Annotated in this window: 21 protein-coding genes; 4 read left to right on the top strand and 17 right to left on the bottom strand. The window is 59.9% G+C overall.

Annotated features, from left to right (window positions below; translation table 11 throughout):
* Positions 1-25: 25 nt before the first annotated feature.
* Complete coding sequence (locus RF819_RS08920) at positions 26-976, top strand: chemotaxis protein (RefSeq protein WP_078364665.1); 951 nt, start codon at positions 26-28, stop codon at positions 974-976.
* A gap of 75 nt (positions 977-1,051) precedes the next feature.
* On the opposite strand, the gene holA is transcribed toward RF819_RS08920, so the two are convergent.
* The 3 genes from holA to RF819_RS08905 all read right to left on the bottom strand — a co-directional run bounded on the left by holA (position 1,052) and on the right by RF819_RS08905 (position 4,321).
* Positions 1,052-2,134 (bottom strand): DNA polymerase III subunit delta, encoded by a 1,083-nt coding sequence (holA, locus tag RF819_RS08915; RefSeq protein ID WP_078364664.1) that lies wholly within the window; start codon positions 2,132-2,134, stop codon positions 1,052-1,054.
* Positions 2,135-2,143: 9 nt separating this feature from the next.
* Positions 2,144-3,739 carry a methyl-accepting chemotaxis protein gene (locus tag RF819_RS21885; protein ID WP_078364663.1) on the bottom strand — a complete coding sequence of 532 codons (1,596 nt, stop codon included), beginning with the start codon at positions 3,737-3,739 and terminating at the stop codon, positions 2,144-2,146.
* A gap of 156 nt (positions 3,740-3,895) precedes the next feature.
* The gene (locus RF819_RS08905; protein WP_078364662.1) at positions 3,896-4,321 is read right to left on the bottom strand and encodes an Lrp/AsnC family transcriptional regulator; all 426 of its coding nucleotides are present in this window, start codon (positions 4,319-4,321) and stop codon (positions 3,896-3,898) included.
* A gap of 135 nt (positions 4,322-4,456) precedes the next feature.
* Between RF819_RS08905 and RF819_RS08900 the strand changes: the two genes are divergently transcribed.
* The gene (locus RF819_RS08900; RefSeq protein WP_078364661.1) at positions 4,457-5,572 is read left to right on the top strand and encodes an ornithine cyclodeaminase; all 1,116 of its coding nucleotides are present in this window, start codon (positions 4,457-4,459) and stop codon (positions 5,570-5,572) included.
* Here RF819_RS08900 and RF819_RS08895 read toward each other — a convergent pair.
* The 6 genes from RF819_RS08895 to RF819_RS08870 all read right to left on the bottom strand — a co-directional run bounded on the left by RF819_RS08895 (position 5,556) and on the right by RF819_RS08870 (position 11,436).
* The gene (locus RF819_RS08895; RefSeq protein WP_078366856.1) at positions 5,556-6,053 is read right to left on the bottom strand and encodes an LPS-assembly lipoprotein LptE; all 498 of its coding nucleotides are present in this window, start codon (positions 6,051-6,053) and stop codon (positions 5,556-5,558) included. The genes RF819_RS08900 and RF819_RS08895 overlap by 17 nt on opposite strands.
* A gap of 63 nt (positions 6,054-6,116) precedes the next feature.
* Entirely contained in the window at positions 6,117-8,816 is a 2,700-nt protein-coding gene (gene leuS, locus RF819_RS08890; protein WP_078364660.1) for a leucine--tRNA ligase, read from the bottom strand.
* Between the two features lie 109 nt (positions 8,817-8,925).
* Positions 8,926-9,396, bottom strand: a complete 471-nt coding sequence (locus tag RF819_RS08885; RefSeq protein WP_078364659.1) for an ExbD/TolR family protein — start codon at positions 9,394-9,396, stop codon at positions 8,926-8,928.
* 16 nt (positions 9,397-9,412) lie between these two features.
* Positions 9,413-10,063, bottom strand: coding sequence for a MotA/TolQ/ExbB proton channel family protein (locus RF819_RS08880; protein WP_078364658.1), 651 nt, complete (start codon positions 10,061-10,063; stop codon positions 9,413-9,415).
* Positions 10,060-10,875: a 4-hydroxy-tetrahydrodipicolinate reductase gene (gene dapB / locus RF819_RS08875; RefSeq protein ID WP_078364657.1), complete on the bottom strand. Its 816-nt coding sequence runs from the start codon at positions 10,873-10,875 to the stop codon at positions 10,060-10,062. The genes RF819_RS08880 and dapB overlap by 4 nt, the downstream gene beginning before the upstream one ends.
* Positions 10,876-10,884: 9 nt before the next feature.
* Positions 10,885-11,436 carry an outer membrane protein assembly factor BamE gene (locus tag RF819_RS08870; protein WP_078364656.1) on the bottom strand — a complete coding sequence of 184 codons (552 nt, stop codon included), beginning with the start codon at positions 11,434-11,436 and terminating at the stop codon, positions 10,885-10,887.
* Between the two features lie 100 nt (positions 11,437-11,536).
* Between RF819_RS08870 and fur the strand changes: the two genes are divergently transcribed.
* A complete protein-coding gene (gene fur / locus RF819_RS08865; RefSeq protein ID WP_078364655.1) occupies positions 11,537-11,974 on the top strand; it encodes a ferric iron uptake transcriptional regulator in 438 nt (145 codons plus the stop codon).
* Here fur and hprK read toward each other — a convergent pair whose 3' ends face one another.
* The 3 genes from hprK to hpf form a co-directional block, all read right to left on the bottom strand.
* Positions 11,975-12,925 carry an HPr(Ser) kinase/phosphatase gene (hprK, locus tag RF819_RS08860; protein ID WP_078364654.1) on the bottom strand — a complete coding sequence of 317 codons (951 nt, stop codon included), beginning with the start codon at positions 12,923-12,925 and terminating at the stop codon, positions 11,975-11,977.
* Positions 12,926-12,934: 9 nt separating this feature from the next.
* Positions 12,935-13,402, bottom strand: coding sequence for a PTS sugar transporter subunit IIA (locus RF819_RS08855; RefSeq protein ID WP_078364653.1), 468 nt, complete (start codon positions 13,400-13,402; stop codon positions 12,935-12,937).
* Between the two features lie 81 nt (positions 13,403-13,483).
* Positions 13,484-13,813 carry a ribosome hibernation-promoting factor, HPF/YfiA family gene (hpf, locus tag RF819_RS08850; RefSeq protein ID WP_078364652.1) on the bottom strand — a complete coding sequence of 110 codons (330 nt, stop codon included), beginning with the start codon at positions 13,811-13,813 and terminating at the stop codon, positions 13,484-13,486.
* 328 nt (positions 13,814-14,141) lie between these two features.
* Here hpf and corA point away from each other — a divergent pair, with 328 nt between their 5' ends.
* Positions 14,142-15,128: a magnesium/cobalt transporter CorA gene (gene corA / locus RF819_RS08845; RefSeq protein WP_078364651.1), complete on the top strand. Its 987-nt coding sequence runs from the start codon at positions 14,142-14,144 to the stop codon at positions 15,126-15,128.
* Positions 15,129-15,167: 39 nt separating this feature from the next.
* Here corA and RF819_RS08840 read toward each other — a convergent pair whose 3' ends face one another.
* The 5 genes from RF819_RS08840 to RF819_RS08820 form a co-directional block, all read right to left on the bottom strand.
* Positions 15,168-15,929, bottom strand: a complete 762-nt coding sequence (locus RF819_RS08840; RefSeq protein WP_078364650.1) for a 5'-methylthioadenosine/adenosylhomocysteine nucleosidase — start codon at positions 15,927-15,929, stop codon at positions 15,168-15,170.
* Positions 15,930-15,939: 10 nt separating this feature from the next.
* Positions 15,940-17,613: a long-chain-fatty-acid--CoA ligase gene (locus RF819_RS08835; protein ID WP_078364649.1), complete on the bottom strand. Its 1,674-nt coding sequence runs from the start codon at positions 17,611-17,613 to the stop codon at positions 15,940-15,942.
* Between the two features lie 164 nt (positions 17,614-17,777).
* On the bottom strand, positions 17,778-19,196 hold the full coding sequence (pntB, locus tag RF819_RS08830) for a Re/Si-specific NAD(P)(+) transhydrogenase subunit beta (RefSeq protein ID WP_078364648.1): 1,419 nt from the start codon (positions 19,194-19,196) through the stop codon (positions 17,778-17,780).
* 13 nt (positions 19,197-19,209) lie between these two features.
* Positions 19,210-20,862: a Re/Si-specific NAD(P)(+) transhydrogenase subunit alpha gene (locus tag RF819_RS08825; RefSeq protein WP_078364647.1), complete on the bottom strand. Its 1,653-nt coding sequence runs from the start codon at positions 20,860-20,862 to the stop codon at positions 19,210-19,212.
* Between the two features lie 267 nt (positions 20,863-21,129).
* A complete protein-coding gene (locus tag RF819_RS08820) occupies positions 21,130-21,885 on the bottom strand; it encodes an SDR family NAD(P)-dependent oxidoreductase (protein ID WP_078364646.1) in 756 nt (251 codons plus the stop codon).
* Positions 21,886-21,992 lie beyond the last annotated feature (107 nt).

Genomic DNA, 21,992 nt, shown 5'->3' with positions numbered 1-21,992 from the left:
GGATCCACTTCACAGAAGACACACCATGAACAAATCAACCATGCGAGACATTGACGAACGCACCAATCTGGCGAGCAACAGCATGTTTGAGCTGCTGCTGTTTCGTTTGGGGGAGGCACCCGGCACGGACCGGCGTGAACTGTTTGGCATCAACGTGTTCAAGGTGCGCGAGATTCTGGTGATGCCCGAGATCACCGCCATGGTGAACTCGCCACCGTCGGTGATGGGGGTGGCCAACATCCGTGGGCAGATGATCACTGTGATCAACCTCCCTTACCTCGTGGGCACCAACCCGACCAAGGGCCTTGGCATCCTGCTGGTGACCGAGTTTGCCCGCACCACGCAAGCGTTTGCGGTGGAAGAGGTCAACGAAATTGTGCGCCTGGAGTGGAAGCAGGTGCTGTCGGCGGAAGGCCGTGGTGGTGGTCTGGTGACCAGCATTGCGCGTCTGGATGGCGCCGCCGAGAACACCCGGCTGGCCCAGGTGCTGGACGTGGAGCAGATTTTGCGCGATGTGTTCCCTGAACAACATTCCGAAGATGTCGAAATCACCGGCAAGTTGCATTTGCCCCCTGGTACCGTGGTGCTGGCCGCCGACGACTCGGCGGTGGCTCGCATGATGATCGAGCAGGGTTTGAAGGCCATGGATGTGTCCTACATCATGACCAAGTCCGGTCAGGAAGCCTGGGACCGGCTCAAGGCCATGGCCTCAGAGGCCGAGGCGCAGGGTCAAACCATCCGTGACAAGGTGGCGATGGTGCTGACCGACCTGGAAATGCCCGAGATGGATGGTTTTACCCTAACCCGCAACATCAAGCAGGACCCGCGCTTCAGCAAACTCCCGGTGGTGATCCACTCCTCACTCACGGGCGCCACCAACGAAGACCATGTGCGCAAAGTCGGTGCCGACGGGTATGTGGCCAAATTTGTTGCTGAAGAGCTGGCGCAGGCCATCCGCAAGGTGTTGCAGCGCTGACATCGCGTTTGCCAACTGCTTTTATATTCATAGCTTCTTCCCCAATCGGGGTAAGGGCTTGAAGGCAATTTGTCCTTAGATTCTCCGCTGCCCGGCAGCGGCTTTGCCGGGTACCACGGCGCACAGCCCACACAGCATCATGGCCAGCCGCGCCAACGCCTGCCAGGGCGCGCTGGGCCAGTCGGCTTGTTTCAAACCCTTGACAATGCCATCCACCAGGTGTGCGCTGTGCAGCAGCTGCGCCAGATCGGCATCACTCAGGCGTGGCAACACGCGCTCGAACAAACGCTCCTTGTTGCCCCAGACCCGTTGTTCACGCAGCGCCATCGGCAGCGGGCTGCCCCGGTTGATGGCATCCTTGACCCGCTTGAGCGCGCGGATGTCCTCGCCCAGGGTGTAGTGCACCAGCACCTCGGCCTCACCCTCGGCCTGAAGACCATCCAGCATCCGTTGCACCCGCGCTGCCTGACCGGCCAACACCGCCTCGGACAGCTTGAACACGTCATAACGTGCGACATTGAGCACCGCCGACTCGATCTGTTCAAAACGCAGCTCGCCCGCCGGGTGCAGCAGCGCCAGCTTCTGGATCTCCTGGTGCGCGGCCAGCAGGTTGCCTTCGACCCGGTCCGCAAAAAACTGCAGCGTGCGTTGGCCTTCTTCACCCGCGACCACACGTTGACCCTGAGCGGCCAGACGCTGGGCGATCCACTGCGGCAAGGCAGCACGCTCGACCGGGTTAACTTCGAGCGTGATGCCACTCTCCAGCGCCACAAACCAGGCGCTGCTTTTGGTCAGCTTGTCGAGCCGGGGCAGAACCACCAGGGTCAGGGTGCTGTCATTGCCACGTGATTGCTCCACCAGTTGCTGCAGCGCCACACTGCCGTCTTTGCCGGGTTTACCGCTGGGTATACGAATTTCGATGATCTGTTTGTCAGCAAACAGGCTCAGCGACCCGCAGGCGGCCAGCACCTCACTCCAGTCAAAGTTGGCGCCGCTGACGGTGTGAGACGTGCGCTCGGTAAAACCCTGGGTGCGGGCAGCTGCGCGGATCGCGTCCAGCGCCTCGGTGATCAGCAGCGGCTCGTCACCATGCAGGGTGTAGAGGCTTTTTAGCCCCTTGTTCAGGTGGGCAGATAACTGGGGCGGGCTGAGTTGCATGCAAGCAGTTTAGCCTTCCAGCAGCGCCAGTTGCCCAGCGCGCGGCTGGCGCGTGGTGGTATCGAGCTTGAACACGGCCACCACCTCCACCAGGGCATTGGCCTGGCTTCTCAAGCTGTTGGCCGATGCGGCCATTTGTTCAACCAGGGCGGCATTTTGATGGGTGGTCTGGTCCATCTGGCCAATCGCTTCACCCACCTGTGACACCCCTTGGCTTTGTGCTGAGCTGGCCGCGCTGATGTCGCGCACAATGTCGGACACATGCTGAATCGCCGCCACAATTTCTGACATGGTGGCACCGGCGCGGTCCACCAGCTCGGTGCCCTGCTCGACCCGCTGCACACTGGCACCAATCAGCTGTTTGATCTCCTTGGCGGCCTCGGCGGAGCGGCCCGCCAGGGAGCGCACCTCGGACGCCACCACCGCAAAACCACGGCCTTGTTCCCCGGCACGTGCTGCCTCGACCGCCGCGTTGAGCGCCAGAATATTGGTTTGAAACGCAATGCCGTCAATCACCTGGATGATGTCGGCGATCTGGCGCGAGGACTGGTTGATGCCTTTCATGGTTTCAACCACCTCACCAACAACGCCCCCCCCTTTGATGGCGACAGACGATGCCGTCAGGGCCAGTTCATTGGCCTGCCTGGCGTTGTCGGCGTTTTGGCGCACGGTGGACTCCAAGGTGTGCATGGACGATGCGGTGACCTGCAAGGCGTTGGCCTGGTGCTCGGTCCGGTCGCTCAAGTCCTGGTTGCCTTGGGCGATTTCTGCACTGGCGTTGGCCACGTTGCCAGAGCCTTCCCGGACCTGCTCCACAATGGCCAGCAAGCTGGTTTGCATGCGTTGCAAGGCTTGCAGCAGGCGCCCGGTTTCGTTGCTGGAGTCAATCGCAATGTCGTGTGACAAATCACCGGCGGCAATCCTGCTGGCGACCTCAATGGCGTCATGCAGCGGCAGAGTGACTGAGCGAATCAGCCAGACCGCCGCGCCCACGGCCAGCAACACACAGACCAGCAGCGCACCCAGCATGGCGTAGCGGGCGTTGGCGTAGGTCGCGCCACTGGCCTGCGTGGCAGCGGTGGCTGCGTCATGTGTCAGGCTGCCCAGCTGGTTCAAAGAGGTGTTGAGGCGTGCAAAAGAGGCGTTGGAGTCACCCTCCAGCAGCCTTCTGGCGGTGAACTTTTCGCGCTTGGTGGACAGGTCCACAATCTGCAGATGGATGGTGGTGTAGTTCTGCCACTCCGCCTCCAGCGCCTGGATCTGCTGCTGTTGCTCGGCCCCTGTCAGGCGTTGTTTGTAGGACGCTATGTCGGTTTTGATGGCGCCCATGCGCTCCTTCATGGCCTGCTCGGTCTTGGCCATGCCGTTTTCCTCCTGGTTCATGACGTGCTGGGTCTCGTCAATGCGCAGGTTGGAGAAGTTGATCTTGATGCGATTGACCAGTTCCACATCCGGCAATTGCTGCTCGGCAATGTCCAGCGTCACCGCGTGCATGGTCTTCATCTGCAACAACGCGATGCTGACAATGACCACCAAAAGGGCAATCAGCAGCCCAAAGGCCACGGACAGACGCGTCGAAATTTTCAAGTTGTGCAGATTTACCATGTCTCTTATTCCTGTTGTCGATGCCAATCAAAGGGGTCATCCACTCTGGGTCACAACGCAGCACTTGAGCGGCTGACTTCGCCCATCCATCATAGTGACATTGCCTTTGCCATCGACCCACCTGCGTCAAAGAAGCGCGCAACTGCCGAATCTGGATCAAGACAGGCGGTAGGTTTCCAGATGGATGCTGGTTTCGGTGTTGCTGATGCCTTTGAGCAGGCGGATGCGTTCCAGCACCTTGGCCAATTCCTGCAGACTCTCGGCACGCAACTCGGCCAGCAAATCCCAGCGGCCATTGGTGTCATGCAAGGTGGCCACACCGGGCTCACCCAGCAAGGCGGCAATCACCGCACGGGTCTGGTTGCCATCCACGGCGATGCTCATCCAGGCCGTGATCTGGTCGTGTTGCACGTCCGGGCGCAACCGCACGGTGTAACCCACGATCACACCGTCGTCTTCGAGCTTGCGGATGCGGTTGGTCACGGTGCCGCGCGACACCTTCAACTTGAGCGCCAGCGCCGCCACAGAGAGCCGTGCGTCCTGTCGCAGCAGCGACAGCAGTTGTTGGTCAATTTCATCCATAGTGGCAACAAAGTCTGTCAAAACGGCAATTATGTGACGATTTCTATACAAAGTTGACGATTGTTATTGTTTGCATGCACGGGCAAACTCGTTCTTATCTGTTTCCAGAATTTGGCCCATCCCAAGAGACCCGTCATGACCAGCCCCATCACCCCCTTGAACCACCACAGCAACCCGCTGTTCCTCAGCCCGCAGGACGTGGCCGCACTCATCAGCCGCCAAGGTTTTGCCACCACGCTGCAAGGTTTGGCTGCGTGTATCCACCAGGATTTTTTGCGCTGGAACAGTTTTGACAAGGCGCCGCGTGTGGCGAGCCACTCACTTGATGGTGTGATCGAACTGATGCCGATTGCCGATGCCAGCCGCTACGCGTTCAAGTACGTCAACGGCCACCCCAAGAACACGGCCAAAGGCCTGCCCACGGTGATGGCGTTTGGTGTGTTGGCCGATGTGGCCACGGGCGAGCCGTTGCTGCTCAGCGAGATGACCTTGACCACCGCGCTACGCACCGCCGCCACCTCGGTGGTGGCGGCCCGTGCGCTGGCCCGCCCCGATAGCCGGGTGATGGCGCTGATTGGCAACGGCGCCCAAAGTGAGTTCCAGGCACTGGCCTTCCACCACCTGCTCGACATCACCGACATCCGCCTGTACGACATTGACCCCCAGGCCACGGCCAAGCTGATGGCCAACCTGCGGGCCAACCCGGATGCTGCTGGTCTGCGCCTGACGCGCTGCGCGAGTGTCAGGGAAGCGGTGCGCGGTGCGGACATCGTGACCACCATCACCGCCGACAAAACCAACGCGGCCATCATCACGACCGACATGCTGGAAGCCGGTATGCACATCAACGGCGTCGGTGGCGATTGCCCGGGCAAGACCGAAATCCACGCCGATGTGTTGCGGGCAGCCAAGGTGTTTGTGGAATTTGAGCCGCAAACCCGCATCGAGGGTGACCTGCAGCACCTGCCTTCTGACTTTGCTGTGATCGAGCTGTGGCGCGTGTTGTCTGGACAGACCGTGGGGCGTGACAACACCACCCAAATCACCCTGTTTGACTCGGTCGGTTTTGCGATGGAAGACTTTTCTGCGCTGCGTTACCTGTATACCCAGGCACAGGCGCTGCAACTGGGTGCCCCCATTGCCCTGATGGCGCAGTTGAGCGACCCCAAGGACCTGTACCAGCTGATCCGGCCGACCGCCGCTGTGCCCGGGCGCAGCGTGGATGCCGCCGCCGTTACGGAAGCTTTTTGATGGCCGCCAGCCGGCGCTGGATTTGCTGCGCGACGTCACTTTGCATGTCGCGGTACAACAAGGCGATTTCGGTTTCCTTGGCCAGCGCGGCGGACTCGTTGTAACTGACGTCACGCTGCTGCGAAATCTCTGTGTCGGTGATCAGCTCGTCACCTTGTGGGGTGTCCAGCCTGAACTTCACAACCAGCCGCAGTTGCAACTCCCGCACCTGGCCGGATGAGCTCAGACCCACCACCACTTTTTCGCGCTGTTCACCCAGCACCTTGAGCACCACCTGGGCCTGTGTCAGCGGCGCATCTGCCTCCAGCACCCGCACCGCATTCTTGAAAGAGCGGCGCAGCTCCTGCACCAGCGCGCTGCCCGGGTTGGGCTGGATGGCGATGCTGGTGAAGACAAAGTTCTGCTGACCACGCAGGCTGAAGCCACAACCGGCCAGCAGACCGGCTGCCAGCAAGGCTGCGCCCACACTGCGTCGCGACAGGCCTGCAGCCTGTGTTGGAGAGGAAGGTGTTGATGTGAACTCAGCAGGTTTCATGGGAACTCCTTACACCACCAGATTGACCAGCCGGCCCGGCACCACAATCACTTTTTTGGGTGCCGCACCATTGGCCAGTTTTTGGAACATCTCATGGGCGATGGCCGCTTGCTCAATCGTCGCCTTGTCGGCGCTGCTGCTGACCACCAAGGAGCCACGCAGCTTGCCGTTGACCTGCAGCATCAGTTCGATCTCGTCCTTGGTCAGGGCGTTGGGATCGACCTTCGGCCAGGGCGCATCGAGCAGATCACCCAGGGCACCGGCATAACCCAGCTGTGACCACAAGGCGTGGGTGATGTGGGGCGTGGCCGGGTACAGGCAGCGTAGCAGGATGCCAAAACCTTCGATCAGCGCCACCTGGGCACCCGCGGTTTCCACCGCCCTGAAGTCTTCCAGCGCGTTGATCATCTTCATGGCGCCCGACACCACGGTGTTGTACTGCATGCGCTGGTAGTCGTAGTCCACCTGTTTGAGCACGGTGTGGATCTCCAGCCGCAGAGCCTTGGCCTCTTTCCCGAATTCCACATCATTCAGGCCTGTAGCCCTTGTGGATATTGAGCGAGCAGCTTCCAAATCCATAGTGGTCAACTTGACGCCAAAGTTCCAGACGCGGCGCAGGAAGCGGTAGCTGCCCTCCACCGCGGCGTCGTTCCACTCCAGTGTGGCCTCGGGCGGCGCGGTGAACATGGTGTACAAGCGGGCGGTATCGGCGCCGTATTTTTCGATCAGGTCCTGCGGGTCGACACCGTTGTTCTTGGACTTGGACATGGTGCCCACACCTTCGTAGTCGATGGGTGTGCCCACTGGCAGATCGTCGACGACGTTGATCAGGCGTGCACCAATGACCTTGCCTGCGTCGTCAAACACATGCTCCACGTCGCTCGGCCAGAAGTAATCTTTGCCACCTTTGTCGTTGCGGCGGCTGTAGATGTGGTTGAGCACCATGCCTTGGGTCAGCAGCTTGGTGAAAGGCTCATCGACTTTCACCAGACCCAGGTCACGCATCACCTTGGTCCAGAAGCGGGCGTACAGCAAATGCAGGATGGCGTGTTCGATGCCACCGATGTACTGGTCCATCGGCATCCAGTAGTCCGCACCGTCGGCCACCATCTTGTCCGCATTGGTTGGATCGCAGTAGCGCATGAAGTACCAGGAGCTGTCGACAAAGGTGTCCATGGTGTCGGTTTCGCGCCGCGCCGCTTTGCCGCAGATCGGGCAGGTGACACCAGCGTGGAAAGCTTCACATTTGTTGAGTGGGTTGCCCGAGCCGTCGGGCACCAGATCGTCGGGCAGCACCACCGGCAAATCCTTTTCGGGCACCGGCACCGCACCGTGGTCCTCGCAGTGGATGATCGGGATCGGTGTGCCCCAATAACGCTGGCGGCTCACGCCCCAGTCACGCAGGCGCCAGGTGACTTTTTTCTCACCCAGACTCAACGCGGCCAGATCGGCTGCGACGGCTGCGACGCAGTCCTTGAAGGCCAGCCCGTCGTACTTGCCCGAGTGGATGGCAATGCCTGCGCCTTTGTCGGCGTACCAGTCGTGCCAGACCTGGTTGTCGAACACCTGCTGCCCCACGCTCACCACTTGCTGGATCGGCAACGCGTATTTCAGTGCAAACGCGAAATCGCGCTCGTCATGCGCTGGCACACCCATCACCGCGCCGTCGCCATAACTCATCAGCACATAGTTGCCAACCCACACCTCGACCTGCTTGCCGGTCAGCGGGTGGGTGACAAACAAGCCGGTGGGCATGCCGACCTTTTCTTTCAAAGCCAGTTCAGCCTCGGTCGTGCCACCCTTTTTGCATTCTTCGATGAAGGCCGCCAGCGCTGGATTGCTGGCGGCGGCGTGCACAGCCAGCGGGTGTTCAGCGGCCACCGCGCAAAAGGTCACGCCCATGATGGTGTCGGCGCGGGTGGTGAACACATACATGCGCCCGCCACCAATGAGTTTGCCGTCGGCACCCTGGATGTCGTGTAGGAAGGCAAAACGCACACCTTCGCTCTTGCCAATCCAGTTCTCCTGCATCAGCTTGACGCGCTCAGGCCAGCCCGGCATCTTGTCGCCGGTGACATTGGCCAGCAACTCGTCGGCGTAGTCGGTGATCGCCAGGTAATACCCCGGAATCTCGCGTTTCTCTACAGTAGCCCCGGTGCGCCAGCCCTTGCCGTCGATCACCTGCTCGTTGGCCAGCACCGTCATGTCGACCGGATCCCAGTTAACGATCTGGGTCTTGCGGTAGGCAATGCCTTTTTCGAGCATCTTCAGAAACAGCCACTGGTTCCACTTGTAGTACTCAGGTGTGCAGGTGGCCACCTCGCGGCTCCAGTCGATGGCCAAGCCCATGGCCTGCATCTGCTGCTTCATGTAGGCGATGTTCTCAAACGTCCACTTGGCTGGTGGCACGCCGTTTTTGAGCGCCGCGTTTTCAGCAGGCAAGCCAAAAGCGTCCCAGCCCATGGGCATCAGCACGTTATAGCCCTGCATGCGCAACTGGCGCGTGAGCATGTCGTTGATGGTGTAGTTGCGCACATGGCCCATGTGCAATTTGCCACTCGGGTAGGGCAGCATCGAGCAGGCATAGAACTTTTTCTTGGGCTGGCCGTTGACGTCCAGCGCGTTTTCTGAAACGCGGTAGGCGTCGCTGGACTGCCAATGGGCCTGGGCGGCGGGTTCTACCTCAAGGTGGTTGTATTTGTCTTGCATGGCGATCTATCTTGGCGGCGGGATACGCCGCTTGGGCGGGAAGTGACTGAAACAGAGGTGTCGGAGGTTGCCACACGTGCGCAGCGCATGTGGCGAAACGACTCCGATTTTAGGGTTTGCCTGGTGCGCCCCCGGCGGGCGCCACCGCAGGTGATGTGGTGCTGGTCGGCGTGGCATCCGCGACAAAACCAATTCGGTTCAGCCCGACCTTTTGCGCTGCACCCATGATCTCCACAATACGGCCGTAAGGCACCGTCTTGTCGGCACGCAACTGCACCTCGGTGTCGGGGTTGGCATGCTGCGCTGTTGCAAACTGCTGGGCCAGTTCGTCCTGCGACACCGGGCGATCATTCACAAACGCTTGGCCCGCAGCGTCCACCACCACACGCACAGCCTGTGGCACCTCGCTGGGTTTGGCGGCGTCGGTTTTGGGCAGATCCAGTTTGATGGAGCTGGCCAGCAAGGGCGCGGTGATGATAAAGATCACCACCAGCACCAGCATCACATCGATCAGCGGCGTCATGTTGATGTCGCTCATGGGTTGTGCACCCGAGCTGCGATCCAGACGACCAAAGGACATGGTTATCAGCCCGTGCTCAAAGGGGCGTGCTGGTGTAGCCCACCAGTTCACGCAGGTCTCGGGCAAAACCTTCGAGTTCGGCCTCGATACGCGCGACCGAACGCCCCAGCACGTTGTAGGCCAGCACCGCCGGAATGGCGACCGCCAGACCCGCTGCAGTCATGATCAGCGACTCACCCACCGGGCCGGAAATTTTGTCGATGGTGACCTGCCCAGCTGTCGCAATACCAATCAGCGCGTGATAGATGCCCCACACCGTGCCCAGCAGCCCCACAAAAGGGGCGGTAGCACCCACGGTGGCCAGCAGAACCTGGCCGTGTTGCAACTTGGTCAGCGCCTGGTGCAGGGCGTTGCGCAACACACGGGTCAATTGGGTTTGCAGACCGCCGGCTCCGGCCAGGGTTGGGGTTGTCTCGATTTTTATAGCGTCCACCATAGGCGCGACAAGGGCTTCGCGGTCAAAAGCCTTGATGGTCTGGCGTGCATCATCGATATTGCCCGCTTGCCAGAAGGCAGCGATACAACGATCCACGTCACGGCTGGCGCGGTGCAGCAACCAGGTTTTCCACAGAATCACCACCCAGCTGCTGACCGACATGGCTAGCAGCAACAGGGCCACACCTCGTGCCAAGGCGTCTCCCTGCCAGAAAAACTGTGCCAGGTTCATTTCAGATTGAGCACGTCAGCCATGTCAAACAGGCCGGAGGTACGACCGGCCAGAAAACGCACGGCGCGCAGGCTGCCCTGTGCATAACTGACGCGGCTGGAAGATTTATGGCTGATCTCGATGCGCTCGCCAGTACCGGCAAACAGCACGGTGTGGTCACCCACAATGTCGCCACCACGGATGGTGGCGAAACCGATGCTGGACGGGTCGCGCTCACCGGTGACACCTTCACGTGCATACACAGCACAGTCTTTGAGGTCACGCCCAAGGGCGCCGGCAATGACTTCACCCATTTTGAGTGCGGTGCCGGAAGGCGCATCGACCTTGTGGCGGTGGTGCGCTTCGATGATCTCGATGTCGTAGCCGGTGGACAGGGCCTTGGCCGCCATCTCCAGCAGTTTGAGGGTCACATTCACACCCACACTCATATTGGGTGCAAACACAATGGCGATGTCTTTGGCGGCGGCGCTGATCTCGGCCTTCTGGGCATCGGTAAAACCGGTGGTCCCAATGACCAGATTCACACCCAGTTCACGGCACACCGCCAAATGGGCTAGCGTGCCTTCTGGCCGCGTGAAATCAATCAGCACATCGCTGTTGCTCAAGCCTGTGGGCAAATCGGCGGTGATGCTGATGCCGCTGCTTTTGCCCAAAAATGCGGCCGGGTCCAGGCCGACTGCCGGGCAAACCGATACATCCAGGGCACCGCTGAGTTGGCAGTCCTCAGCCTGGGTGATGGCCTCAACCAGCATGCGGCCCATGCGGCCGCTGGCACCGGCCACACAAATACGGTGGAGATGTAAGTCGCTCATGGGGCCTCGTTAACGCACGCTGTCTTCAAGTGGCGGGTAGCTTGCAGGCGGTGCTGCGACCGGCTTGGTGGGTTCTGCCGCAGGGGTCGTTTTGACCGGGGTGGCTGCTTTCAGGCTTTCCGGTGACATCTCCAGCACGGGTACTGGCGCAGCCTTGCGATCTGAGTCCATCGATGCCACAAACTCGGCTTCCGTGGGCAAAGGGTCGGCCACGATACGTACCAGCAGATCGTCTTTGAAGAACACCGTCACCTTGCGGGCCTGGGGTTCCACCCCCTGGCGCTTGAAGGTGAAGACATAGTCCCAACGGTCTGCGTGGAAAATGTCGGTGAGCAACGGTGTGCCAAGGATATTTTTGACCTGGCCACGTGGCATTCCCTCTTTGAGGGCTGCCAATTGCTCACTCGACACAAAATTACCCTGGACAATATCGATCTTGTAGGGTCTGACGAGACTGGCCACCCGGTTGCTGGTGCTGTCAAGCGTGCCACACCCGGAAAGCATCACGCCAGCGGCCCCAAGTGCACTCCAGCAGACACAACGAACAATGGAATCAAACATAGGACAGGCCGCAACGATATGATGCTTGCATTGTACTGGCAGCGTTTTCAACCATGACCCCCAGCCCAGACGCACCTGCGCGCGAAACCGGAACCTCTGTATGAGCAAGATTGACGAACTTAAAAGCACCGGCCTGAAGGCCACTTTGCCTCGGCTGAAGATCCTCGAAATTTTCCAAAAGGGCACCCGACGCCACATGACGGCGGAAGACGTGTTCAGGGTGCTACTGGAAGAACAATCCGATGTGGGCCTGGCCACGGTGTACCGGGTGTTGTCGCAGTTTGAGCAGGCCGAGATCCTGACACGCAGCCATTTTGAGAGTGGCAAGGCGGTGTATGAACTCAACGAGGGCCAGCACCACGACCATCTGGTGTGCCTGGACTGTGGCCGTGTCGAAGAGTTTTTTGACCCCCAGATCGAGCAGCGCCAAAACGCTGTCGCCAAGGAAAAAGGCTTTGCGATTGCCGACCACGCCCTGAGCCTGTACGCACACTGCACCCGAGGCAGCGCCTGCGAGCACCGCAGCAAAACGCGTTAATTAAGGCGATTCTTCCATCGCTTTGCGGTGGCGCTCCACAAACTCCTTGTAGGTGTCCACACCGCGGATCTGCAAGATGGTGTTGCGCACCGCTGCCTCCACCAGCACCGCGATGTTGCGTCCAGCCACCACCTGAATCACCACCTTGCGCACCGGCACGTCCAGCACGTCCTGGGTCAGGGGTTCGTAGGGAATGCGCTCGTAATCGCGCTCCATGGTTTCGCGGCGTACCAGATGCACAATCAGTTGTAGCCGCTTTTTGCGCCGCACCGCGGTCTCACCAAAAATGCAGCGGATGTCGAGCAGCCCGATGCCGCGCACTTCCAACAAATTGAGCAGCAGTTCAGGGCAGCGCCCCTCAATCGTGTCCTGGTTGATGCGGTACAGATCCACCGCATCGTCAGCCACCAGACCGTTGCCGCGTGAAATCAGCTCCAGCCCCAACTCACTCTTGCCCAGGCCAGACTCGCCGGTGATCATGACTCCCAGGCCCAGAATGTCCATGAACACGCCGTGCATGGTGCAGCGGTCGGCAAAGTGTTTGGACAGGTAGGCCCGCAGCACATCAATCACAAAGGCCGAGGAGCCCTGGGTGGCAAACATCGGGATCTGGGCGCGCTCACACATCGACATCAGCGCTTCCGGTGCGGCTTGACCATCGGCCAGGATCAGGACCGGCGGCTCCAGCGTGACGATGCGGGCAATGCGCCGCAAACCGTCTTCGGGTGTGGCATCCGACAGGTAGGCGACTTCGCGTTCACCCAGAATTTGTACCCGATAGGGGTGGATGTAGTTGAGGTAACCCACCAGATCGGCACCGGAGCGCGCCGCACGGACCGCCAGTTCATCAAAACGGCGCTCGGACGCGCCCAGCCCGGCCACCCATTCCCAGCGCAGGTTTGCGCGAAACGCCTCAAAGAGGACATCCGCACTGATGACAGTGGGTTTCAAGGTGCTGGCTTAGTTGGACTGGACCGACTGCCAACCTGTGATCAGCCCATGCAGGTCGGTCACCGTCGGGCTGGTCATCAGCTTTTCGCGCAGCTCTGTATCACTGAGCATCTCAGCGATTTCAGACAGGATTTCCAGGTGTTTCTGCGTGGCTGCTTCGGGCACCAGCAAAAAAATCATCAGCCCCACAGGCAATTCGTCCGGCGCTTCAAAAGCAATCGGACGTGCCAACTGAAACACCGCAGCCATCGGTGATTTCAGGCCCTTGATACGGCCATGCGGAATGGCCACACCGTGGCCCAGACCGGTGGAACCCAGGCGTTCGCGCGAAAACAGGCTGTCCGTGACCAGAGCGCGGCTCAGGCCATGGAGGTTCTCGAACAGCAGGCCTGCTTCTTCAAAAGCTCTTTTCTTGCTGGATATGTCCACCTGAACAAGCACATGTTCAGTCGTGAGGATAGACGCGAGTCGGTTCATGATTGGCCCAAATTATGCGCCCGGAAAAATTGGACGCAAAAAAAGCCGCACGCACCAGCGGGCGGCTTGCCAGAGTTTAAATTACATCAGGCGCTTGGCGGCATCGTGATGGTGGGATTGCAAGCGGTCTTTGTGGCGCACCACCTGACGGTCCAGTTTGTCCACCAGCTCATCCACCGCCGCATACAGGTCGGAGTGGGCGCTTTCCGCAAACAGTTCGATGCCTTTGATATGAATATTGCACTCAGCTTTTTGTCGACGCTCCTTTTCTTTGAGGTTTTCAAGGGTCAGCAGAACTTTGACATCCACCACCTGGTCGAAATGGCGTTTGATCCGGTCGAGCTTGTTGGTGACGTAAGACCGTAACGCGGGAGTCACTTCCAGGTGGTGTCCACTGATTGTCAAATTCATAAGGAGTCTCCTACAGCTTGGTTGAGAGAGTCGCGGTCAAGTTGGCCAACGACAGGGGGAACAAATTTGAATCCTTGATGACACTATGCCCCGCAGATTGGCTTATTGCAACTATTTCCATGCTGCACTGCAACGGTGTCAGGGTTTGCGGCGTTCGCCTTGTTCTGGTGCACTTCCCGATGCCATAATCCTAAGGTTCTTAACAACCGGAAGCCCCTCTTGGAAACCTACCCTAGTCGGTAGCTTTCGACCCCAAAACATGCATCAGGGGTTGGAAGCCAACCCAATCCCCCCTCGCTGATGCTTTGTTTATTTTGGGAGTGAGCGCATGCTCAATATCTTCACCCTTGCCAATGGCCGCCTGTTCCAGGAAGAAATCGAATCCCTGGAAGAGTTGTCGCGTTTCCAACCCATCTGGGTTGACCTCGAATCCCCGACACCCGAAGAAAAGCGCTGGATCAAACAGTATTACGGCCTGTCGATTCCCGAAGATGCGATGGACGAGGACATCGAGGAGTCGGCCCGCTTCTACAAGGAAGACAACGGTGAGCTGCATATCCGCAGCGACTTTTTGGTAGCCGACGATGCCGAGCCGCACACGGTGCGGGTGGCCTTTATCCTGAACACCGACAACGAGGAACTCAAAAGCAAGGGTGTGTTGTTCTCGATCCACGACGAAGACGTGCCGGTGTTCCGGCTGCTGCGTATGCGGGCCCGGCGCGCACCGGGGCTGATTGAGGATGCCAAAGAGGTGTTGCTCAAGCTGTTTGACGCCGATGCCGAGTACTCTGCTGACACCCTCGAAGAAATTTACGACGAGTTGGAAAAAGTCAGCCAGAAAGTGCTCTCAGGCGACCTCACCGATGCGCTGGCAGGTGAGGTGCTGGGTGCGATTGCCCGCCACGAAGACATGAGCGGGCGCATCCGTCGCAATGTGATGGACACCCGCCGTGCGGTGAGTTTCATGGTGCGCAGCAAGATGCTCAACGGCGAGCAGTTTGAGGAGGCACGGCAGATTTTGCGCGACATGGACTCGCTTGACTCCCACACCGCGTTTCTGTTCGACAAGATCAACTTCTTGATGGACGCCACCGTGGGTTTCATCAACATCAACCAGAACAAGATCATCAAGATCTTTTCGGTGGCGAGTGTGGCGCTGCTGCCGCCGACCCTGATTGCCAGCCTGTATGGCATGAACTTCAAGTTCATGCCCGAGCTGGACTGGTCCTTGGGTTACCCGTACGCCCTGGCGCTCATGGTGGCCAGTGCCTTGGGCCCGATGTGGTACTTCAGGAAACGCGGCTGGCTTAAATAAGAAATTGGCCTCTAGCCCTTATTTCGTAAGGGCTGATAGCTATCTTTTGGGTAGTGATTGCATGAACTGCGACACCACCGCCAAGGCATAAGGACTGGCCACCTGCTGCACAAAGGCCGAGAAGTCCATGTGGGCGTCGGCATCCGCCCGGTCGGAGATGGTGCGCATCGCCGCAAACGGGATGCCATAGTCAAAACACACCTGGGCCACGGCGGCACCCTCCATCTCCACCGCCAGTGCTTGATGGCCCGCCGACTGCAAGTCGGTGCGGATCTTGTGCACCGTCAAGGGATCGCACACAAACTGGTCACCACTGGCAATCAGCCCGCTGTGCACCGCCGCATATGCCAGCAAGCTATCACGGTGAAAATGGTCACCAACCCCCGCCAATCCAGCGTGAACTGCTTCAAGCAACAGAGCAGACAGGGCCGCATCACAGTCCAGGGTGGCGCGGCCATAGAGCGGGATTTCAAAGCGGGGGAACAGCGGGCCGGAGTCCATGTCATGCTGGATGAAGGCGTCGGCCACCACCACGTCGCCCACCTTGACACCGTCCCCAATGCCACCGGCGACGCCGGTGAACAACACCCGCTCGACACCAAAGGCTTCAATCAAGGTGGCTGTTGTGCTGGCTGCGGCCACCTTGCCAACCTTGGACAACACCAGCACCACCTCGTGGCCTGCCCACTGGCCGCACCAGAAGGTTCGCCCGGCACGCTCCCGCTTTGTGGGGTGTTGCAGTTGGTCTAGCAGTCCTTTTTGTTCGTCCAGCAGGGCACTGACGATGGCAAGTGTTGTCAACGGAGATCCTTCAGGTGTTGCGCAATTCGCGCCGCAGGATTTTACCCACCGGGGTTTTGGGCAACTCGGTGCGGAACTCCACCACCTTGGGGTGTTTGTAGCCGGTCATGTTTTCCTTGCAGTAGGCGCGCACATCCACCTCGGTCAGGTTGGCGTCTTTCTTGACAATGACCAGTTTGACGGCCTCACCCGACTTGTCGTCGGGCACACCCACACAGGCACACTCCAGCACGCCGGGCATCTGCGACACCACGTCCTCGACCTCGTTGGGGTAGACGTTGAAACCACTCACCAGAATCATGTCCTTCTTGCGGTCCACAATCTTGAAGTAGCCACGTGCGTCCATGACACCGATGTCACCCGACTTGAAGTAGCCGTCGGGTGTCATGACTTGTGCGGTTTCTTCCGGGCGCTGCCAGTAACCGGCCATCACCTGCGGGCCCTTGATGGCGATTTCGCCGGGTTGACCCGGGGCCGACTCGTTGCCATCATCATCAAGCAACTTGAGCCAGGTACTGGGCACCGGCACCCCAATCGCACCGGAATACTCGGTCACATTGACCGGGTTGCAGGTGGCAATCGGCGAGGTTTCACTCAAGCCATAACCTTCACAGATGGCGCAGCCGGTCTTCTCAAACCAGAGCTTGGCCACCGCACTTTGCACTGCGGTGCCGCCACCGGCCGACACCACCAGGTGGGACCAGTCGACCTTGCCGAAGTCCGGGTGGTTGGCCAGCCCGTTGAACAAGGTGTTGACCGCCGGCAGCACATGCACCTTGTGTTTGGCCAGCTCGGCCAGCACCGCCGGGAAGTCGCGCGGGTTGGGGATCAGGATCAGTTTGCCACCCAGCCGCAGTGAAAACATCATGCCCACGGTGAAGGCGAAGATGTGGTAGAGCGGTAGTGCGCACACCGAATTGATTTGCTCCCCGCTTGCAATCCGGCTCAGCGCGGGCTGGAAGCAGGCATCGGCCTGCAACACATTGGCGACCAGGTTGCGATGTAACAGCACAGCCCCTTTGGCCACACCCGTGGTGCCGCCGGTGTACTGCAACACCGCCACATCGTCCGCCTTGACCGTGACTTTCTTGAAGCTGCTGCCGCTGGCCTGGGCCATGGCGGCGTTGAAGCGCACCGCGTCGGGCAGGTTGTAGGCAGGCACCATCTTTTTGACGTTGCGCACCACGTAGTTCACCAGGGTGCCCTTGAGCAGGCCCAACTGGTCCCCCATGGCACACAACACCACGTGTTTGATCGGGGTTTTGGCCACACATTTTTCCAGTGTGGCGGCGAAGTTTTCCAGAATGACAATGACCTTGGCACCCGAATCCTTGAGCTGGTGCTCCAGTTCACGCGGGGTGTAGAGCGGGTTGACATTCACCAGTGTGAAGCCAGCACGCAGGATGGCCACCACCACCGCCGGATACTGCAGCACATTGGGCATCATGACGGCGACCCGGTCACCACGCACCAGCCCCAGGCTTTGCAGGTAGGCGCCAAAGGTCTGGCTGATCTCGTCCACCTCGGCGTAGCTCAGCTCCTTGCCCAGGAAGCTGTAGGCGCTGCGTTTGGCGTATTTGCTGAAGCTTTCTTCCATCAGCTCAACCAGGGAGCTGTAACGGCCCTCGTCAATGTCTGCGGGAACACCCGGGGGGTAGCTTTGCAGCCAGATGCGGTCGGTCATGGGGAAGTCTCCGGATTCTGAAGTGATGCAGGATTCTCACTCGCGGGGCCGCTGCCACCGTCTGTGTTTTCCCTAATTAGGGAAAAGCCCCCAAATCCGCAGGACGGACTTGGGGGCTGGGGCAGCGTATACAGCCCTGTCAGCAGGGCTTGGCGGGTGGACGCTCAGGCTTTGAGTGCGGTCAGCACCTCGTCGAGCATTTTCTTGGCGTCGCCAAACAACATGCGGTTGTTGTCCTTGTAGAACAAGGGGTTGTCAACACCCGCGTAACCAGAAGCCATGCTGCGTTTCATGACGATGGAGGTCTTGGCCTTCCAGACCTCGAGCACCGGCATACCGGCAATCGGGCTGCTCGGGTCGTCCTGGGCACTCGGGTTGACGATGTCGTTGGCGCCAATCACCATGGTGACATCGGTGTCGGGGAAGTCCTCGTTGAGTTCATCCATCTCGAACACGATGTCGTAGGGCACCTTGGCTTCGGCCAGCAGCACATTCATGTGGCCCGGCATACGTCCGGCCACCGGGTGGATGCCAAAACGCACGTTGACACCTTTTTCACGCAGGAACTTGGTGATCTCGAACACCGTGTGCTGGGCCTGCGCCACCGCCATGCCGTAGCCCGGCACAATGATCACGGACTTGGCTTCGCGCAACAGCTCGGCCGTTTCCAGCGCCGTCACCGGGGTGACTTCACCGGCTGGCTGCGCTGCGCCGCCAGCGGCGGGCTTGGGTGTGCTGGTGGTGCCAAAACCACCGGCAATCACGCTGATGAAGCTGCGGTTCATGGCGTTGCACATGATGTAGGACAGAATCGCACCGCTGGAGCCCACCAGGGCGCCCACCACAATCAGCAAGTCGTTGGACAACATGAAGCCGGTGGCCGCTGCCGCCCAACCGGAGTAGCTGTTGAGCATCGACACCACCACCGGCATGTCGGCGCCACCAATGGCCATCACCATGTGCACGCCAAACAGCAGCGCCACAATGGTCATCACAATCACCGGCAGCATGCCTGCCTGCACGTCGTGGGCCTGCATGAAGACGCCACCAAAGTAGATCACCACCAGCAGACCGGCCAGATTGAGCCAGTGCCGTCCCGGCAGCAACACCGGGTTACCGCTGACCCGACCCGACAGCTTGCCAAAGGCGATCACCGAACCGGCAAAGGTGACGGCGCCAATGAAGATGCCGATGTAGATCTCCAGTTCGTGGATGGTTTTGGCCGCACCTTCAAAACCGGCGCTGGCCGTCGGGTCGATGAAGGTGGCAAAACCCACGAGCATCGCGGCCAGACCGACCATGCTGTGCATCAAGGCCACCAGCTCGGGCATCTGGGTCATCTGCACCGTGCGTGCGGCGTACAAACCAATGCCGCCACCCAGCACCATGGCGCCAATGATCCACGGCAAACCGGCGGCGGTGACTTGGGGGCCAAACACCGTGGCCAACACCGCCAGCGTCATGCCGACCATGCCGTAAAGGTTGCCGCGCAGCGCGGTGGTCTGGTTGGACAGGCCGCCCAGGCTCAGAACAAAAAGAATGGTTGCGCCAATGTAAGCAACCGTGGCCAAACTTGAAGACATCTCTGGCCCCTTCTTATTTGCGGAACATCGCCAGCATGCGCTGGGTCACGGCAAAGCCGCCGAACATATTGATCGCGGTGAGCACAATGCCCGCCGCTGCCACCCAGGTGATCAGGCTGTCGGGCCGATCTGTCGCACCTGCAATCGGTGAAATCTGCACCAGCGCACCAATCGCGATGATGCTGGAAATCGCATTGGTCACACTCATCAGCGGGGTGTGCAAGGCGGGTTTCACATTCCAGACCACCATGTAACCGACAAAACACGCCAGCACAAACACAGTGAAGTGCGACATGAACTCCTTGGGTGCGTTGGCACCAATCAGCCAGAACAGCGCTGCCGCCACACCAAACAGGATGGCCAGCTTGTTGCCTGCCATGGGGGCACTGGCTTCGCCGTGGCCATGGGCTTTTTTGGCCGCAGGCGCTGCGGCGGGCTTGGCTGCTGGGGCCGCTGCTTGCTTGGGCGCAGGCGCTGGCCAGGTGATGGCACCGTCCTTGGTGACCGTCAGGCCGCGGATGGCGTCGTCGTCCATGTTGACGTTGATCACGCCATCCTTGGTCTTGCACAGTTCTTCAGACAAGCGGAACAGGTTGGTGGCGTAGAGCGTGGACGACTGCATGGCCAAGCGTGAGACCAGATCGGTGAAGCCAACAATGGTCACACCATGTTTCACCACGGACTGGCCAGGTTCGGTCAGCTCGCAGTTGCCACCTTGTTCGGCCGCCATGTCAACAATGACACTGCCGGGCTTCATGCTGCGCACCATCTCGGCGGTGATCAGCTTGGGCGCGGGTTTGCCGGGGATCAGCGCGGTGGTGATGATGATGTCCACCTCTTTGGCCTGCTTGGCGTACATCTCGCGCTGGGCTTGCTGGAAGCCCTCACTCATGACCTTGGCGTAACCGCCGCCGCCTGAGCCTTCTTCCTCGTAATCGACCTTGACAAATTCGCCACCGAGCGAGACCACCTGGTCGGCCACTTCGGCGCGGGTGTCATTGGCGCGCACAATGGCGCCCAGACCGGCTGCTGTGCCGATGGCAGCCAGCCCGGCCACACCGGCCCCGGCGATGAAGACCTTGGCGGGGGGCACTTTGCCCGCAGCCGTGATCTGGCCGTTGAAGAAACGGCCAAAGGCATTGGCCGCTTCGATGACAGCGCGGTAGCCTGCCACACCGGCCTGGGACGTCAGGGCGTCCATCTTCTGGGCACGGCTCAGCGTGCGGGGCAAGGCGTCGATGGCGAGCACCGTCGTCTTCTTGGCGGTGAGCAGTTGCATCAACTCAGGGTTCTGAGCGGGCCAGATGAAGCTGATCAAGGTGCCACCTTCACGCATCAGGGCCACTTCATCCGCCGTCGGTGGGCGGACCTTGAACACGATGTCGGCGGTCGACCACAGTTGGCTTGCGTCTGCCACGATGCTGGCACCGGCAGCTTGGTAATCAGCGTCGCTGATATTGGCAGCTGCACCCGCACCAGACTGGACCGCCACGGTAAAGCCGAGTTTGATCAGCTTGGCCACCACCTCGGGCACGGTAGCGACCCGTTTTTCGCCTGGAAAAATTTCGCAGGGCACACCGATAGACTGCGCCAAGCTCGCAGATTCGGGCAACCCTGACTCCACGGACTGACCCGCCTGGGCAGCAGTGGCAATATCACTTTGCATGGAATAACTCCTTAATTCTGTGCCAAAAAGCAAAGCCAACACATGGCTCTTAGGCAATCGGCTGAGCTTACAACAGTTTTTGGACGAACCAGCTCCCACAGCATGGCCCCATGGGTGCCAGCCAACCCAAAGCCGTCTTTCGTTACGATCGAAAGCAGGCACTCGAGGGGGCGTTCCGCGAGCCTTCAGTAAAAAAGCTCACTCTGCTTTGGTGCCAAATTGCCCACAACTCGCGCGACCTGCCAGCTCAGCACCATCGTCGCATGCTCAGATGCTTTGCCCCCCGGAAACCTCGATGCGCTGTGCAGTCACCCAATGGTTGTCTTGTCGAAGCAGGCTGGCCACCATGGGACCGATGTCCTCTGGGAGTCCGACCCGCCCCAGTGCCGTTATGTTGGCAAAGGCTTCGTTGTAGCCCGGGGTGTCGCGCACAGCGCCACCCAGGAAATCGGTTTCAATTGCGCCCGGCGCCACGGCGTTGGCAGTAATGCCACGACTGCCGAGTTCCTTGGCCAAGTAGAGGGTTAGGATTTCCACCGCCCCCTTTGCGGCCGAATAGGCGGAGAAGCCTGGGAACGATACGCGAGTCAGACCGGATGAGAAATTGATGATGCGCCCCTTGTCTGCCAGCAGCGGCAGCAGCGTCTGCGTCAGGAAGAAAACTCCCTTCACATGCACATTGAACAGACTGTCAAATTGCGCCTCACTCGTTTCAGCGAAACTGGCCATTTCGCCGTGGCCTGCGTTGTTAATAAGGTGGTCGAAGCTTGAACGTCCCCATCGGTCTTTCAGGGCAGCTTGGACGGCGTTGGCAAAAGCTGGAAAGCCTGAAATGCTGGAGACGTCGAGCTGCAGGGCAACAGCCCGGCGGTCCATGCGTTCGATTTCGGCCACGACGGCTTGTGCATCGTCAGCACCAGTGCGGTATGTCAGGATGACGTCGCCGCCCTGCCGGGCGATGCTCAATGCGGTGTTGCGACCCAGCCCGCGGCTGCCGCCCGTGATCAAAGAAATTGTGCTCATTTTGGTTCCTCGAAAGTTCATGTTGAAGACCATGAATTTTTAGGTCAAGACTCGCAGAGGAATTGCGCGTAAATCGGCAATTCTTGCCAAAAAGTCCGACCGAGCGC

It is taken from the genome of Rhodoferax fermentans (assembly GCF_002017865.1).
In the GTDB taxonomy this organism is placed as follows: Bacteria; Pseudomonadota; Gammaproteobacteria; order Burkholderiales; family Burkholderiaceae_C; genus Rhodoferax; species Rhodoferax fermentans.
The sequence above is the reverse complement of the archived record's forward strand: the minus strand, read 5'-3'. Positions and strand labels throughout refer to the sequence as shown.

Excerpts from the sequence above, each read along its gene's own strand:
- RF819_RS08920 (WP_078364665.1), top strand. The coding sequence starts at position 26 with ATGAACAAATCAACCATGCGAGACATTGACGAACGCACCAATCTGGCG.
- holA (WP_078364664.1), bottom strand. The coding sequence starts at position 2,134 with ATGCAACTCAGCCCGCCCCAGTTATCTGCCCACCTGAACAAGGGGCTA.
- RF819_RS21885 (WP_078364663.1), bottom strand. The coding sequence starts at position 3,739 with ATGGTAAATCTGCACAACTTGAAAATTTCGACGCGTCTGTCCGTGGCC.
- RF819_RS08905 (WP_078364662.1), bottom strand. The coding sequence starts at position 4,321 with ATGGATGAAATTGACCAACAACTGCTGTCGCTGCTGCGACAGGACGCA.
- RF819_RS08900 (WP_078364661.1), top strand. The coding sequence starts at position 4,457 with ATGACCAGCCCCATCACCCCCTTGAACCACCACAGCAACCCGCTGTTC.
- leuS (WP_078364660.1), bottom strand. The coding sequence starts at position 8,816 with ATGCAAGACAAATACAACCACCTTGAGGTAGAACCCGCCGCCCAGGCC.
- RF819_RS08885 (WP_078364659.1), bottom strand. The coding sequence starts at position 9,396 with ATGTCCTTTGGTCGTCTGGATCGCAGCTCGGGTGCACAACCCATGAGC.
- RF819_RS08880 (WP_078364658.1), bottom strand. The coding sequence starts at position 10,063 with ATGAACCTGGCACAGTTTTTCTGGCAGGGAGACGCCTTGGCACGAGGT.
- dapB (WP_078364657.1), bottom strand. The coding sequence starts at position 10,875 with ATGAGCGACTTACATCTCCACCGTATTTGTGTGGCCGGTGCCAGCGGC.
- RF819_RS08870 (WP_078364656.1), bottom strand. The coding sequence starts at position 11,436 with ATGTTTGATTCCATTGTTCGTTGTGTCTGCTGGAGTGCACTTGGGGCC.
- fur (WP_078364655.1), top strand. The coding sequence starts at position 11,537 with ATGAGCAAGATTGACGAACTTAAAAGCACCGGCCTGAAGGCCACTTTG.
- RF819_RS08855 (WP_078364653.1), bottom strand. The coding sequence starts at position 13,402 with ATGAACCGACTCGCGTCTATCCTCACGACTGAACATGTGCTTGTTCAG.
- hpf (WP_078364652.1), bottom strand. The coding sequence starts at position 13,813 with ATGAATTTGACAATCAGTGGACACCACCTGGAAGTGACTCCCGCGTTA.
- corA (WP_078364651.1), top strand. The coding sequence starts at position 14,142 with ATGCTCAATATCTTCACCCTTGCCAATGGCCGCCTGTTCCAGGAAGAA.
- RF819_RS08835 (WP_078364649.1), bottom strand. The coding sequence starts at position 17,613 with ATGACCGACCGCATCTGGCTGCAAAGCTACCCCCCGGGTGTTCCCGCA.
- pntB (WP_078364648.1), bottom strand. The coding sequence starts at position 19,196 with ATGTCTTCAAGTTTGGCCACGGTTGCTTACATTGGCGCAACCATTCTT.
- RF819_RS08825 (WP_078364647.1), bottom strand. The coding sequence starts at position 20,862 with ATGCAAAGTGATATTGCCACTGCTGCCCAGGCGGGTCAGTCCGTGGAG.
- RF819_RS08820 (WP_078364646.1), bottom strand. The coding sequence starts at position 21,885 with ATGAGCACAATTTCTTTGATCACGGGCGGCAGCCGCGGGCTGGGTCGC.